A 14,761-nucleotide genomic window follows, 5' to 3' on the forward strand; every position below is an offset into this window, starting at 1 on the left:
GGATTATTGCAAAACGCTCGAGAATATCAAAGAGAGCGGATTGGGCGGCGGCAAAGGCTGGAAGCGGCTTATCGTGGAGAAACCGTTCGGACACGACCTGCAGTCGGCCAGAGCGCTGAACGAGCAGCTCAGCCGCGCCTTTGCAGAGGATGAAATTTACCGAATTGATCATTACTTGGGCAAGCCGATGGTCCAAAACCTGGAGACGCTCGTCTCCGCCAACCCTTTTCTTAAAGCGCTGTGGAACAATCAATTCATTGCGAACGTGCAGATTACGGCCAGCGAAACCGTCGGAGTGGAAGAAAGGGCCGCTTATTACGATCGTGCCGGAGCTGTCCGCGATATGTTTCAGAACCATATGCTGCAGCTGCTGTTGATGACAGCTATGCATACCACAACGCAGAAGACGACAGGCGATATCCGCCGCCAGAAGAACCGGCTGCTGCAGTCGCTCCGGCCGATCTCGAAAGAAAATGCGGCGAATGATGTAATTCGGGGGCAGTACGAGGCTGGGAAGATTGGAGATCAGGCCGTAGCGGGTTACCGGGAAGAACCCGGTGTCGATCCGGCTTCGACGACCGATACGTTCATGGCGGCCCGTCTGTGGATTGACGATCCGACGTGGGAGGGAGTCCCTTTCTACATTCGCACCGGCAAAAGAATGAAGGAAAAGTCGACGCGGATCGTCGTCGAGTTTAAGGACCCGCTGCGGGAATCGTCCGGGAACGCCGACATGAAGTCCGTACCGAACCTGCTGATCATTCAAATCAATCCGGATGAAAAATTTCGCTGCAGCTAAACGGCAAGAACCCGCTCAAAAACGGCCGCATGGAATCCGTCCATATGGATTTCTCGATGCTGACTGATCAATTGCCCGAAGCCTACGAGCTCTTGCTGTTCGATGCGCTGAAAGGCGACGCCACCTTTTTGCCCAATGGGAAGAAGTGGAGCTCGCCTGGGAATGGATTCAGCCGGTGCTGGATGCGTTCGAAGAAAATCGTCTGCCGCTTCATCGTTACCGGGCGGGCTCGAATGGCCCGGCAGCGGCCGGCGCTTTGCTGGAGGAGCACGGATTTCATTGGTGGTTCGATGACGCTTCACAGGATCAACGATTAGAGGAGGTTGCCGTCAAATGAACATCGGACTTATCGGGTTAGGCAAAATGGGATTTAATCTCGCACTCAATATGATCGATCATAAGCACGAAGTGACGGCGTACGATATCCATACGGATGCGGTCCGGAAGCTTGAAGCGTACGGCGCCCGAGGCGCCGCCAGCCCGGAGCAGCTCGTCCGCGCGCTTGAGACGCCGAGAGTCATTTGGATGATGGTTCCCCATACCGTCGTGGATTCCGTGCTGGCGGAAATCACGCCGTTCTTGTCCGAAGGCGACATTGTCATCGAAGCGGGAAATTCGCATTATAAAGAATCGATCCGCAGATACAACGAGTTGAAGGAGGCCGGGATTCATTTTATGGATGTCGGCACCTCCGGCGGAACGGAAGGCGCCCGGCACGGAGCCTGCTATATGGTGGGCGGAGATCCGGAAGCCTGGCGTGTGGTGGAACCTGTTTTCCGTGATACGGCTGTGGAGAACGGATATCTTTATGCGGGCAGAGCCGGCAGCGGCCATTATTTGAAAATGGTTCACAACGGCATCGAATACGGCATGATGGCCGCGATCGGCGAAGGGTTCGAGGTGCTGGAGAAAAGCGGATTCGAATTCGACTACGAGAAAGTGGCCCGCGTCTGGAATCACGGATCGGTCATTCGTTCGTGGCTGATGGAGCTGACGGAACGGGCTTTCTCCAAGGATGCGAAGCTGGACGACATTAAAGGTGTCATGCATTCGTCCGGCGAGGGCAAATGGACGGTCGAAGAAGCGATGGAGCTGCAAACGGCGACACCGGTCATTGCCATGTCCTTGTTGATGCGCTATCGGTCCCTGGAGCAAGACACGTTTACCGGCAAAGTCGTCGCGGCCTTGCGGAGCGAATTCGGCGGGCATGCGGTGGAAAAGGCGTCGTCATCGAATAAATTGCCTTCCCTCGCGGCAAAGTAAAGAAAAGGGAAAATCGTTCCCGTTGCGTCCACCTTTCCTTACTTTTCTGATTGTATCTTATTTATATTTAGTTTATTATTTGAAGCAAGTGTATAAAATAAACTGAATGGAATGGATGCAGAAGGAGGGCCGAGGCCATGGCGACCGAGGTGAAGGAACGCATCAATCTGAAGGAAATTAATTGCGAAAAAGAATTAACGCTTGCCGTCATCGGAGGAAAGTGGAAATTAATTATACTGTGGCATCTGGGCATGGAAGGAACGAAACGGTTCAGCGAGCTGAAAAAGCTGATTCCCCATATCAGCCAAAAAATGTTGACGAACCAGCTCCGGGAATTGGAGGAGGATCAACTGATCCGCCGGAAGGTGTATCCTGAAGTTCCGCCGCGGGTGGAATATTCTTTGGCGCCATATGGCGAGAGCTTGATGCCGGTGCTGAAAGCGATGTACGAATGGGGAAAAATTACGGGGAAAACGTCATTTGGACGGACGGAAAACGAGAGTTCATGTGCTAATCCTTTAATATCGTTAAAAAAGCAGCTTCCGTTGAAGGGAGCTGCTTTTGCTTTTGAGCCGGCAATTCGCGCGTAAAAAAGAATCGGCAATTTCCTTGATATGGAAGGTTGCCATCTGGTACAATGATGTACCCGATAAGCACGGTATGCGCGTTTGCTCGAAATTCAACGCCTTTTTTGCGTTTCGGATAGGGAAAGGTGATGCAAATGACAGGCAAGAGAGAGTTGGCAAGCTCGCAGCTTTTGGCCATTGAGCATGTTGCGCAGTACGCCAGAATCCGAAAATCCGAAGCCCAAGCGGCCATGCATTTTCATCCCGATCGGCCCGTTGATTTGAACCGCAATCCGGAACTTTGGAGCGACAGAGGGGACTACGAAGAAATGCTTCAGGAATTAAAGTATATGTGGCATATTTTAGTTCGTTTTGGCCGCCCGTTGCGCAAAAAGCAGGAACATTCCATACAGGTATCGAATATAATTAGTAATGTATACAATTGTATACAAAAAGAATTTGGGGTGATGGCGGTGGATCAAGATTTTCGGAAGAAACTATTTCGAGGGGCCAAAATCGAAGATGTCATTATGGAATTGGAGAAGCTGAGTCAGTTATGCGAAGAAAAAACCAAAAACAGTCAATCGTTGGAGAGACAACGTTTCTATGAAGGGATGGCTATCGCTTACACGACTGTTGCATTGAAATTAAAAGGGGAATTTGATTATATTGAACCCAAAGTCATTGACGAGCTGTACCATGCTGTAGAGAAAAACCTTACGAATACCGTCCATACCGAACACGTGGACACTTGTTCGTTTTGCCGCAGAAGCAAAGATGAAGTCGGAGAATTGGCCCTGGGACCGGGCGTTTCGATTTGCGGTGAATGCTTGAAATTCGGCGAAGAAGTCATCAAGGCGAACGCCCATAAAAGGTGACAAAAGCGGAAGCCGCGGTTTGAATTCCCTTTGGCGGAACTCATTCCGCGGCTTCCTTGTTCGGAACTTCCATCCCGAAAGCCCGGTCAAAGCTTCGATCCTCGTTTATACTCGTTGGGGCTAAGGCCGACCTCTTGTTTGAAAAGCTTTGAGAAATAGGAGTAGTTGGCGTATCCCACCTTTTTGGCCACTTCATATATAGACATCCGCGTCGTCTCCAATAAATGCTTGGCGGCCGCGATGCGGACCTGAATAATATAGCTCCCCAACGAAACCCCGGTCTCTTTCTTGAACAGCCTGGCCAAATAATCCGGATTCAGATAGACGATTTCGGCCAGATGGTTTCGGGTCAAATCGTCCCCGCAATGCGTATGGATATACTGCTTGATTTGTTCGACGATCGATTTCGGCTGTTCGGCGAAGTCCCGGTACTCCATTGCGGTATTGACCAAATATTTGAGATACTCCTCCATATCCTCGACGGAATTCAAAGAGTGCGCCAGCAATTGATCGTTCATTCTGCCGGTATACAATTTATGCGCCTGTATCCCTTTCGTCTTGAGGAAGGAATACACAAGCTGCACGATATCCAATCGAAACAAGCTGAGGACCGATATGTCGAGCGCTTGATGATTTAAATTGGCTTTCAAATATTGGGTTGTCTCGTTCAGAAAAGCGTCTGGCCGATTCTGGTTCAGCAGCTCTTCCAGACGCGACAAGTTCGGCGGCACGTAATCCGCTTTGTGATGACGGTTGAAGCTTTCCACGTAAAAGGTTTGATTGCGGCATTTCACAATTTCTTCATTCATATTCAGCAGCTGCTTGACGATCGGACTGATGTTTTCCAGTCTGCCGGGTAAGGCGATATTGCAGCAGGCGTCAGCTTTCAGGTATTGGTTCGCTTTCGGAATAAACGCCGAACAAAGCTCGCCGAGCGTTTGGGAATCCGGCGAACAGCTCCATTTCAAGATGGCGACCCAGTTGTACGGTTTGTATTCCAGAATCGTTTCGATGGAGAAACCGGGGTTCTGGAACGACTCGTACAGCACATTGAGCAGCGCAAAATCGAAAAGGCCTTTATCCGCTTGGCCCAGGCTCCCGTTATACGGAAAAATATTGATGAGCAAAGGCTGAAAATTATCCGTCATGCGATAGGGGAGATTTTGTTCTTCGATGGAATGCGCGATGTCGGCCAGCTTCATAGGGAACGAGATGCTCCCGTTGACCAGTTTTCTCCAGAAATGCTCGCGTATTTTCGCTTGATTTTTTGCCAGAAGTACCCTTCCTGTATCGCTTTCTCGTTTTTCTGCTGTTCTTTGGCTCTTGCGACCGCTTTTTGAATAATGAGCATCAGCTTGTCGAACTCGATCGGTTTCAGAAAGTATTCGAAGCTTTGCAGTTCGATGGCTTTCTGCGCATAGTTGAAATCGGCGTAATTGGTCAGGAAGATGGCCTGGATGTTGTAATTCTCCTCCCGAATCCACGCCAGCAGCTCCAGTCCGCTCCCTTGCGGCATATCGATATCGGAAATCAGAATGTGCACAGGGTGATTCCGGATAATTTCCCGCGCCTGGGCGACATTGTTAGCCGTATACACCTCTTCGATATGCAGCGATTGCCAGTCAATTTTCTTTTCCAATGCGGTTACGACAAAGTAATCGTCATCGACAAGCAAGGCATTCATATGCCGCCCTCCAATCCTGATCGATCTTCCGGGTGATCCGGCAAGTACAAGACGACGCATGCTCCTCCGCCTTCCCTGTTGGAGAAGCGGACTTGGGCTTTATTGTGATAAAGATGTTCCAGTCTTTGAATCGTATTCATAATGCCGATGCGCGTCCCTTCGGTCTGATCCAGCGGTTGTCCGTTCACCAGACTGTCCAGTACCGGCGGCGGAAAGCCGGGGCCGGTATCGGAAATCCGAATGACCGTCATCTCTTCGTCCTCTACGACCTGACGGGTTACGGTCAGCACAACCTGCACCTCATGTTCCCGCGAAACCGCATATTTCATCGCATTTTCGATGAACGTCTGGAGTACTAGAGGCGGAATGCGCACATCCGCCGTTCGCTCCGCCTGCTCGATGCGATAATCGAACGCATTGCGGTAGCGCTGCTTCTGGATTTCGAGGTACGTTCTCACATGCTCGATTTCGTCCTCCAGTCTGACGAAATCTTGACCGTTCTGAAAGATATACCGGAAATATTTCGAAATCGACAGCGTCATGTTCTGGATTTCCGCGTGCATCTGCATTTGGGCCATACTGTAAATCGTTGTCAGGCAATTTAGAAAAAAGTGAGGCTTGATCTGCAATTTCATGTAATCCAGCTGAATTTTCTGCTTCTCCAGCTCGCGTTCGTAAAGATCGATCTTGATTTGTTTCATTTGCGTGACCAGATCGATAAACTGCCGGTTGGCTTTCTCGAGTTCGACCATTTTGCTGCTTTTGAAATCGATCGGTTCGCCGTCGTTCGTCAGGATGGCGAGGTTGTTGGAGAAGTTCTTGATCGGTTTCAGCACCTTTTTCTGAAAATACAGCATAATAAAGCACAGGTTGCAGGCGATAATGACGGCCAGAAGAACGACCAGCAGCTGGGCAATCATAATTTTTCGAAGGCTCCGAATTGAATGACCAGCTTCACGTAGAAGGACGCGTTTGAAAACGCCCTGTTGACGGTCGTTCCGATATGCAAGCGATCCAGAAGCGACGACTTGTCCGGATCGTCCAGCAGCAGTTTGCCGTTATTGGATACCGGTCTGGTTACCCTTTCTCCTTTTCATTCATTAAGGAGACGAAACCGTTTCCTCCCAGATTGATTTCGCGCAAGGGGCGAATGAGATCATCCGCCGAAATCAGGCTGATCATATAACTGTCATAGTAAGGCACGATATTAATGATATAGTAACGGTTATGGAGGTCGATCGTCGTCCATTGGGAATAAAATTTTTCATAAATGATTTTTTCTTCCGCATAATCGGTAATCTGTTTTTTCAAAGCCTGGTATTCGGGAAACGACAAGTTCATCGGAGCGGAGTTTAACAGAAAATTTTTATTTCGCAAATAAATGAAGAAGTTGTACTCCCGTCCGAAGCTTTTCTGAAGCTCGGAAAATCGTTTGTACAAGTTGCGCTGCGCTTTTATAAAATCCGCATCATTGGAGTCAACCGTTGAAGTCATGACCTCCACATCTTCGTCGTTGGCAAGCGTCCATCCCATAAAATGATTCAAATAGGAAAAGTTGTTGTTGATACGGTTAATATACAGATCGGCCGCATCCTGCAAATACCGGGCGGATTGCTGTTGGACAAGGGTGATGGAAGCGAAACTGATGATTAAATCCAGAATTAAAGTGATGAACGAAATGAGGAGCAGCATTTTTACGTAGTGCTTGATGGAGTACATCTTGTTTTTTACAGTTTTGGACATTGGCCCTTGCAGGACTCCTTTTTAGCGCTTCTGGTGCTTCATGTCGTTTCAATTACTTAATTATAAAGACGATGCGGGGAAAAACAAGACGATCCGGGCTTGCCTCGTCCGGAAGATCCGGAAAGGGCCAGGGAAGGTCCGGATTCGATCATGCAGCCTGCCTCCGGCATGGGCCGAAGCCTGTTTTCCTTGAAAAACGGGACGGCAAATGTCCGAATAGCGCCTGGAGAAGGTCCAAATCGCAATGCGATGCGCATTTATAATAAAAATTGCGCAAAGACACGGCAGAAAGATAGCAACGCGGAATTTGAAGGAGGGGAACACTTGTTGCGAAGCGGTCAATCCGGCGTCGACATCCAACGCGCCTTTAGAAGGATCGGAAGGAACTGGGGCTTGTATCTGCTTTTGTTGCCGGCCGTCGTACTGCTCCTTCTCTTTACCTATATACCTATGTACGGCGTGATCATCGCATTTAAAGACTACAGCCCGGTATTAGGGATAACGGGGAGCCCATGGGCAGGCTTCAAGCACTTTGAAAAGTTTTTTCAGTCTTATCAATTCGAATTAACGATTAAAAATACGCTGTACATCAGCCTTTACAGTTTTGCTACGTTTCCGATTCCGATCATCTTTGCGCTGCTCGTGAATCAGATGCGGCAAAACTGGTTCAGACGGTTCTTTCAGACCGTAACCTATATGCCGCATTTTATTTCCACCGTCGTTCTCGTCGGACTGATGCTGATTCTGCTCTCCCCGGGCAACGGTTTGATCGGAAACCTATTTCGATTGTTCGGGGCCGAAGCGCCTAACCTGATGGGCTCAGCCGGTTGGTTCAGCAGTGTGTACGTATGGTCCGATGTGTGGCAGCAGACGGGATGGAACAGCATTATCTTTCTTGCGGCACTGTCGGCGGTCGATCCGAGTTTGTATGAGGCGGCCAAGGTGGACGGCGCGAGCCGATGGCAAAATATTTGGAACATCGACCTTCCGATGCTGATGCCGACGGCCATTACCCTGCTTATCCTGCGGGTCGGGGGGCTGCTGGGCGTCGGATTTGAAAAAGCGTATCTGATGCAGAACAACCTGAACATTACGGGCAGCGAGGTTATTTCGACCTATGTGTACAAAGTCGGTCTGTTGAGCGCCCAGTACAGCTTCTCTTCGGCCGTCAACCTGTTCAACACCGTCATTAATTTCATCTTGCTGATCATGGTCAATCGGATATCCAGAAAGTACAGCGAACAAAGTCTTTGGTAACAGGAGGAGGGGGAATGTGTCGAGAACGGCAATCACGATGAAACGGTCTTCCGATTCCATCCTGGAAGTGCTGCTTTATATTTGGGCGGCAATCGTGCTCATCATCACCATATACCCGCTTTACTTTATCATCATCGCCTCTTTCAGCGATCCTTCCGCAGTCGGGAACGGGCAGGTTTGGTTTTTCCCAAAGGCTTTACGCTCGACGGCTATAAGGAATTGCTGAATCACGCCAATATATGGATCGGCTACAAGAACACCATCCTGTATACGGCCGTCGGCACGGCAATCGGATTGGCTGTCAATCTTTCGGCGGCGTACGCGTTATCGAGAAAAGACCTGTTCGGCCGCAAAGCCATTACGCTGTTCTTTATCTTTACCATGTTTTTTAACGGCGGCCTGATTCCGACGTTTCTAACGATTCGCGATTTCGGACTGTACGACACGTTTTTAGTGATGGTTTTGCCGTTTGCCGTCGGCGTCTTCGATATTATCGTGGCACGGACCTTTTTTCAGAACAGTATCCCTGCCGATTTATGGGAGGCTGCGCAAATCGACGGCTGCGGAAACCTTCGGTATTATCTGCTGATCGTTCTGCCGCTGTCGAAAGCGATCATTTCCGTGCTGGCGCTATGGATCGCAGTCGGCCATTGGAATTCTTATTTTAATGCGCTGATCTATTTGAACGATAAGGACCTGTATCCGCTGCAGCTCGTTTTGCGCAATATTTTGATCACCAATCAGATGCAGTCGAATATGGGAACAGGCGAAGCTGCGGAAATCGCCATGCGACTGGCCAATTTGCTGCGCTATTCGGTCATCATTATTTCGACGATCCCCATCATGTGCGTCTATCCGTTCGTACAAAAGTATTTCAATCAGGGGGTGATGATCGGCGCCGTGAAGCAATAAAGCAACGACCATGTGAATGAAATGGGAAAAATTATTTTAGGGGGATATTGCCGTGGGGGAACATTCCAAAATCGTCATGAAAAAAGCGCTGATCAGCCTTCTCCTTATTTCTACGCTGGCCTTCGTCCTTGCGGGTTGCAAAAGCCCGGCCAAGGAATCCGCCGATTCCAATGCAGGCAGCGCATTCAATAAAGAGGGCTTGCCGCTCGTGAACGAACCGATTACGCTGGACGTATTGACGGTTCGCTGGGGAAACATGGGGGATAGCTTCAAGGAAAACACCTGGCTGCAGGAGCTGGAGAAAAAGACCAATGTCAAAATCAACTGGCAGGTCATGTCCTCCAACGACTGGGGAGAACAGAAATCCGTCATGCTGGCAAGCGGCAAACTTCCGGATGTCATTATCGGCAATTTGGCGTTCGGGGATGCGGATATTATCAACAATTTAAGTTACTTCCGCCCGCTGGATGAATACATCGAAGAATATATGCCCAATCTGAAAGCCGCGATGGAAGAAACGCCGGTGATGAGGAAAATCAGCACGTTCCCGGACGGCAAGATCTATTCTTTGCCCGCGAGGCTGCCGTCGCGTCCGAAATCGGCGCATCAACCCGTCATCAATAAAGTGTGGCTCGACAAATTGGGGCTGAAAGCTCCGACGAACATCGAGGAACTCTATACTGTGCTTAAAGCATTCAAAGAACAGGACCCGAACGGAAACGGAAAGCCGGACGAAATTCCGATCAGCAATACGGGAGATATCGAGATGGGGCTCCTCAGCTCCTTCGGCATCACCAACCTGCGGGTCAACAATATGATGATCAAGGACGGCAAGCCTGTCTACTTCCCGATTTCCGAGGAGTATAAGGAAGGGCTGAAGTGGGTGCATAAATTGTATGCGGAGGGCTTGATCGATCCGGAGTCCTTCACGCAGGACGGCACGATGCTGAGCGCGAAGCGGCAAAATCCGGATGCGCCGCTCATCGGATTCTCTTATCAATGGACGCCCGACGCCGTCTTCGGCAAATGGAGCGATCAATATGAAACGATTGCGCCCATTGCCGGTCCGGACGGAGAGCGCTATCAGGAGGGCGACCCGGACGGCTTAAGCTTCCGGCGCAACGAGGTGCTGATTACGACCTTCAACAAATATCCGGAAGTGACGGCCCGCTGGATCGATCAGTTCTATACCGGCGAAGCCAGCATTCAGAATTTCTGGGGCGCCATCGGCACCTCCATCGAGAAGAACGACGACGGCACTTACTCGCTCATGGCTCCGCCTGAGGGCACGAGCGCGGACGCATGGTACTGGGAAAAATCGCTTCGGGATTTCGGCCCCAAATATGTAAGTCCGAGCTTTGAGAAAAACATCAAGCTCGATCCGACGACCGGAGACGGACTGAAATTGGAGCTCGACAAGCTTGGCGCGGAATATGTGACGCAGCCGTTCCCGGAAGTGATGTATACGGAAGAAGAATACCAGCAGTTCCCCACCCTGACTGTGGATATTAACAACTACATTGCCAGCACCCGTGCCCAATGGGTAACGAAAGGCGGCATTGACGAAAATTGGGACGCGTACGTGAACAAACTGAACGATATGGGTCTTCAGCAATTGATCAAGATCTATGAGGATGCGTATGATCGTTACATGAATGTAAAATAGGTATTCCCTAGTTAAAAGTGAAATAACCAGCCCGGCCAGGGCTGGTTATTTCACTTTTTACGCCGACCCCCTCGTAAAACCGTATGGTTGAGTAAAATTTTCCGGTGCCGGCTGCCCATCATGACATGCCGTACGCGGTCATGGCAGCAACCCCATATTGAACATGGGTTGTCGAATCGAATATGATGGAGATAGTTTATGGGTAAGGAGATGCTCTTTTGCGGAAAAAAGTCCTGGTCGCGCTCATCTGCATATGCGCCATTCTTTCTTATTTCACCTTCGTATCCGCGAAGAAAGCGTTTCGCTCCGACTGGCAGCCGCCTTCGTCTTCCGGGACGGAAGCGGCGCAATACCGTCTTGTCCTGATCACGCATGAACTGGAAACGCCGTTTTGGGACAGGGTGGCCGCCGGCGCGCTCGAACAAGCCCGCAAGGAAGGGGCGAGTCTTGAGGTGTGGGGCAGCTACGGCAACAATCAGACCGAATTTCTCCGTTTATTTGAGGTCGCGATCTACTCCAAAGTGGACGGCATAATCGTGCAGGGGCTGGATACGGAAGAATTCGAAAATCTGACTAAAGTCAAAGCGGCTTTTTACGGAATCCCGGTCATTACCGTGGCCCATGACGTGCCGATGGAGAAGAGCCTCCGCAAAACTTATGTCGGTTCGGACCAGTACAAAGCCGGCAAAATGATCGCGGAGCAGCTGCTGTCAGACCTTGGCTCCAGGGCAAAGGTCATCCTGATGAGCGACAATTATCGAGAATATTACCAGCAGCAGCGGCTTAGCGGCATCCAGGATGTGCTCGCGGATGTGCCCGACGTTCAGACCGTATACGCGGAGACGCCGGAATCGTGGGAGCGGGTTGTGGCCACGACGCAGGAATTAATGAATCAGGTGCCGGATGCAAACGCCTTCATCGCGATCAACGCGAATATCGCGGAAGCGATGCTGCAGGAGATCGGCAGGCGATCGCGCATCGAGCCGTATCATATTTATTCGTTTGACGACAGTCCCCATTCGCAGACGCTGCTGGCGTCCGGCAAGCTGGACGGCATGATCCGGCAGTCGCCGGAGGAGATGGGGAAAGTGAGCGTCGAACGGATGATCGGCTGGCTGAGCGGCAAAACGGTGCCGCTGGATGCGGAAGGCTATTTTACCGGAATCGAAATGGTGAAAGCGGTCGAGGCGCCATGAACAGCATTCAGCAGAAAATCTGGCTGCTTGTCGCTGTCGTGATGTTTTTTATGGCCGCAATCTGGACAGCGCTTACTTATTACAACCAGCGCACCCAGCATCAATATAATGAAATTCTGCAGCGCTATTTGCAGCTTCACGAAGCGGCAAGCGCGAGCCAGAAGATCATTGTCGACATGAACAACTACCTGCTTGCGTCGACGGAAGCCAACAAGGCCAGCCTGGATCGGAGCAAAGCCGGCATACTGGAGGCCAGGAACGGCGTCATGGAGCTGCGCAATGCGCAGAACGATTTTACCTTGACCAGCTATGTGAACCTGATTGACAGCCTCGTCGAGACCACCGATCGTTCGCTGCTGCTGCATGAGGAGCAGGATACCGTGGCCGCCGCACAGGTGTTTACCGAGGCCACCAGCATCTCCAACTATATCTCGGAGATGAGCCTGACGCTGCTCGATACCGAGCTGAAAACGTACGAACGTTTTTACCGCGACATCATTGCACAGTCGGAAGCGTTTAACCGGCTGGGTATTTGGGCGTTGCTTCTGATTACGTGTCTGCTGCTGCTCTTTACGTACTGGTTCTCGTCCGGCATTACGAGGCCGGTGAAAAATTGACGCAAGCGGCCAACCGTCTGTCCAAAGGGCGGTTCGACCTGAAAATCGAGGTCGATTCCAAGGATGAAATCGCCTATCTCGCCCAGATGTTCGACCGCATGCGCATCAACATCAATAATTTGATTCAGGAAATCCAGGAAAAAGCGCAGCTCGAAAAAGAACTGCAGCAGAACCGGCTGCTGCTGCAGGAAAGCCGGCTGCTTAGTCTGCAGAGCCAGATCAATCCGCACTTTCTGTTCAACACCCTGGACACGCTATCCAAGAAGGCGTATCTGGAAGGCGCCGAAGAGACGAGCGACCTGCTGGTGAACGTGGCGGGACTGCTGCGCTACAACCTGAAGCGGCTGGACCGGAGCGTTACGCTGTATGACGAGGTGAACGTGCTGCGGCAATATATGCAGATCCAGCGCACCCGATTTACCGACCGGCTGCGCTTCCATACGGAGATTGACGAGCGGTGCCTGTATGTGCAAATTCCGGGGCTTACGCTGCAGCCGATCGTCGAGAACGCGGTCATTCACGCCATCGAGCCGATGGAGGAAGGCGGAACGATCCGGTTCCGGGTCCGGGACGGCACAGAGCGGATCGTCATCGAGATCGAAGACGACGGGCCGGGGATGACGGAGGAGAAGATCAAGCAGATTCTGGAGGAAAAGACCGTCCCTTCCGAAGGGCATTCGACGGGAATCGGCTTCGGCAACGTCGTCAAGCGGTTGCGGCTGTTTTACGGCCTGGAGGATGTGATCGATATTCAGAGTCCAGGGAGCGGCGGCACCAAAGTGATACTCAAAATTCCGAAAGCAAGGAGTGCCGAAAGTCATGATCAAAGTCTTGATCGTCGATGACGAACAGATTGAACGAGACGGGCTGCAGGCCATACTGCACAAAGGTTACCCGGAGCTGGTCATCAGGCAGGCCCAGAACGGTCGGATCGCGGTCGAGATGATGGAGGAATTCCGGCCTGACCTGGTCTTGATGGACATCAAGATGCCGGGCATGAACGGTCTGGAAGCCGTCGAGCGCATCAGCGCCGACTATCCGGAGACCAAGTTTGTCATGGTGACGGCCTACGACACCTTCGAATTCGCGCGGCAAGCGATCACGCTGGGCGTGAAAGACTACCTGCTCAAGCCGAGCAAAGCCAGCGAAATTATCGATACGGTCGGCAGAGTGCTGAATCAGATCGAAGCGGAGCGCCTGCTCGAGGAAGAGCGCAGGCAGCAGCAGGACAAGCTGCTCAAGGCGCTTCCGCTGGCGGAAACCGACGTGGTCACCCAGCTGCTGTTCGACCATGTGCATGAAGTCCATCTGGACGAGCTGGTCGGACTGCTGGACATCCAGCCATCGAACGAAACCTTCGTCATGCTGGTCATGCTGCCGCCCGATTCCGAACCGCTGTACGGCGCGATCAAGACAGCGGTCCGCCGTTTGGGCGCGATGTGGGTGGGTGCGCTGTATGGCCGTCAGCTGCCGATTATCGTATTCCGGGATCCGGAAAATCGTACCGTTCGCAGGCGGTGACGCTGGCGCGCAGCATCCTTGCCGTGGCCGGAACCGGCGACCGCAGCGGCTGGTTTGTCGGCATCGGCAATGCGTACGATTCGCTGGAACAGATTCGCCAATCGTACCAGGAGGCGCTGATCGCCTCGGCGGACCTGACGCTACCGGTCAAATACCGCTTTTATGCGGATGTGCCGGCCGTACGGGAGGTGCAGGACGGAGAGCATGCCAGACAGCAGGAGCGGCAGTTTCTCGACCATGTGCGGCTCGGCGAGTGGGAGGAGGTCCGCCGGATCGTTATGGATGTCATCCGGCATTGCGAGAACGAAGGCGCCAGTCTGCTGCAAGCGCAGCAGCGGGCGCTCGAGAAGCTGTGGATCGTATCGCGGGTGCTCAGCGAGATGGGGATGGAGACGCGGACGCCGTTGTTCTCCTTTCAGGCGCAGGATTACCGCCAATTGCGCGCCGAGACCGGTCTGCTCATCGACCGTTTGCGCCAGATATATGCCGAGCGGCAAGAACGGATGGCGCCGGATACGATCCAGCGCATCAGGCAATATATTATGGATCATTCCCATGAGAACATCTCGCTCGAAATGATCGGCAAAATGGTCGATCTCAGCCCGTTCTATATCAGCAAGATGTTCAAAGACCAGCTTGGCGTCAACTATATCGATTTT

The 14,761-nt window shown here is 51.7% G+C and carries 10 protein-coding genes and 6 pseudogenes; 12 read left to right on the plus strand and 4 right to left on the minus strand.

What is annotated here, in order from left to right:
* The 5 genes and pseudogenes from zwf to PACILC2_RS29480 form a co-directional block, all read left to right on the plus strand.
* Positions 1-1,136: pseudogene (gene zwf / locus PACILC2_RS18100) on the plus strand (glucose-6-phosphate dehydrogenase); the annotation flags it as partial.
* Positions 1,133-2,062 carry a phosphogluconate dehydrogenase (NAD(+)-dependent, decarboxylating) gene (gene gnd / locus PACILC2_RS18105; RefSeq protein WP_213529929.1) on the plus strand — a complete coding sequence of 310 codons (930 nt, stop codon included), beginning with the start codon at positions 1,133-1,135 and terminating at the stop codon, positions 2,060-2,062. The pseudogene zwf and the gene gnd, both read left to right, overlap by 4 nt.
* A gap of 137 nt (positions 2,063-2,199) precedes the next feature.
* Positions 2,200-2,576, plus strand: a pseudogene (locus tag PACILC2_RS18110) (winged helix-turn-helix transcriptional regulator).
* 327 nt (positions 2,577-2,903) lie between these two features.
* Positions 2,904-3,020: pseudogene (locus tag PACILC2_RS18115) on the plus strand (DUF3626 domain-containing protein); the annotation flags it as partial.
* 75 nt (positions 3,021-3,095) lie between these two features.
* Positions 3,096-3,506, plus strand: a complete 411-nt coding sequence (locus tag PACILC2_RS29480; RefSeq protein WP_372447170.1) for a ClpX C4-type zinc finger protein — start codon at positions 3,096-3,098, stop codon at positions 3,504-3,506.
* 86 nt (positions 3,507-3,592) lie between these two features.
* Here PACILC2_RS29480 and PACILC2_RS18125 read toward each other — a convergent pair whose 3' ends face one another.
* The 4 genes from PACILC2_RS18125 to PACILC2_RS27205 all read right to left on the minus strand — a co-directional run bounded on the left by PACILC2_RS18125 (position 3,593) and on the right by PACILC2_RS27205 (position 6,933).
* Complete coding sequence (locus PACILC2_RS18125) at positions 3,593-4,708, minus strand: helix-turn-helix domain-containing protein (protein WP_307860637.1); 1,116 nt, start codon at positions 4,706-4,708, stop codon at positions 3,593-3,595.
* Positions 4,705-5,190, minus strand: coding sequence for a response regulator (locus PACILC2_RS28850; protein WP_307860638.1), 486 nt, complete (start codon positions 5,188-5,190; stop codon positions 4,705-4,707). Before PACILC2_RS28850 ends, PACILC2_RS18125 begins: the two co-directional genes overlap by 4 nt.
* The gene (locus PACILC2_RS27200; protein WP_244863612.1) at positions 5,187-6,110 is read right to left on the minus strand and encodes a sensor histidine kinase; all 924 of its coding nucleotides are present in this window, start codon (positions 6,108-6,110) and stop codon (positions 5,187-5,189) included. The genes PACILC2_RS28850 and PACILC2_RS27200 overlap by 4 nt, the downstream gene beginning before the upstream one ends.
* A 157-nt stretch (positions 6,111-6,267) precedes the next feature.
* Positions 6,268-6,933, minus strand: coding sequence for a hypothetical protein (locus PACILC2_RS27205; RefSeq protein WP_244863613.1), 666 nt, complete (start codon positions 6,931-6,933; stop codon positions 6,268-6,270).
* A gap of 393 nt (positions 6,934-7,326) precedes the next feature.
* Here PACILC2_RS27205 and PACILC2_RS18135 point away from each other — a divergent pair, with 393 nt between their 5' ends.
* The 7 genes and pseudogenes from PACILC2_RS18135 to PACILC2_RS27215 form a co-directional block, all read left to right on the plus strand.
* On the plus strand, positions 7,327-8,190 hold the full coding sequence (locus PACILC2_RS18135) for an ABC transporter permease (protein WP_372447168.1): 864 nt from the start codon (positions 7,327-7,329) through the stop codon (positions 8,188-8,190).
* Positions 8,191-8,227: 37 nt separating this feature from the next.
* Positions 8,228-9,102 (plus strand): annotated as a pseudogene (locus tag PACILC2_RS18140) (carbohydrate ABC transporter permease).
* A 76-nt stretch (positions 9,103-9,178) separates the two neighbouring features.
* Entirely contained in the window at positions 9,179-10,768 is a 1,590-nt protein-coding gene (locus PACILC2_RS18145; protein ID WP_213529935.1) for an extracellular solute-binding protein, read from the plus strand.
* Between the two features lie 218 nt (positions 10,769-10,986).
* On the plus strand, positions 10,987-11,964 hold the full coding sequence (locus PACILC2_RS18150) for a substrate-binding domain-containing protein (RefSeq protein ID WP_062496495.1): 978 nt from the start codon (positions 10,987-10,989) through the stop codon (positions 11,962-11,964).
* Positions 11,961-13,426, plus strand: a pseudogene (locus PACILC2_RS18155) (sensor histidine kinase). The gene PACILC2_RS18150 and the pseudogene PACILC2_RS18155 overlap by 4 nt, the downstream one beginning before the upstream one ends.
* Positions 13,401-14,102 carry a response regulator gene (locus tag PACILC2_RS27210; protein ID WP_244863614.1) on the plus strand — a complete coding sequence of 234 codons (702 nt, stop codon included), beginning with the start codon at positions 13,401-13,403 and terminating at the stop codon, positions 14,100-14,102. Before PACILC2_RS18155 ends, PACILC2_RS27210 begins: the two are co-directional and overlap by 26 nt.
* Positions 14,099-14,761: pseudogene (locus tag PACILC2_RS27215) on the plus strand (response regulator); the annotation flags it as partial. The gene PACILC2_RS27210 and the pseudogene PACILC2_RS27215, both read left to right, overlap by 4 nt.

It is taken from the genome of Paenibacillus cisolokensis (assembly GCF_018403665.1).
Lineage (GTDB): Bacteria > Bacillota > Bacilli > Paenibacillales > Paenibacillaceae > Paenibacillus_AH > Paenibacillus_AH cisolokensis.

Coding starts and splice junctions, on each gene's coding strand:
- gnd (WP_213529929.1), top strand. CDS start 1,133: ATGAACATCGGACTTATCGGGTTAGGCAAAATGGGATTTAATCTCGCA.
- PACILC2_RS29480 (WP_372447170.1), top strand. CDS start 3,096: ATGGCGGTGGATCAAGATTTTCGGAAGAAACTATTTCGAGGGGCCAAA.
- PACILC2_RS18125 (WP_307860637.1), bottom strand. CDS start 4,708: ATGAAGCTGGCCGACATCGCGCATTCCATCGAAGAACAAAATCTCCCC.
- PACILC2_RS28850 (WP_307860638.1), bottom strand. CDS start 5,190: ATGAATGCCTTGCTTGTCGATGACGATTACTTTGTCGTAACCGCATTG.
- PACILC2_RS27200 (WP_244863612.1), bottom strand. CDS start 6,110: ATGATTGCCCAGCTGCTGGTCGTTCTTCTGGCCGTCATTATCGCCTGC.
- PACILC2_RS27205 (WP_244863613.1), bottom strand. CDS start 6,933: ATGTCCAAAACTGTAAAAAACAAGATGTACTCCATCAAGCACTACGTA.
- PACILC2_RS18145 (WP_213529935.1), top strand. CDS start 9,179: ATGAAAAAAGCGCTGATCAGCCTTCTCCTTATTTCTACGCTGGCCTTC.
- PACILC2_RS27210 (WP_244863614.1), top strand. CDS start 13,401: ATGATCAAAGTCTTGATCGTCGATGACGAACAGATTGAACGAGACGGG.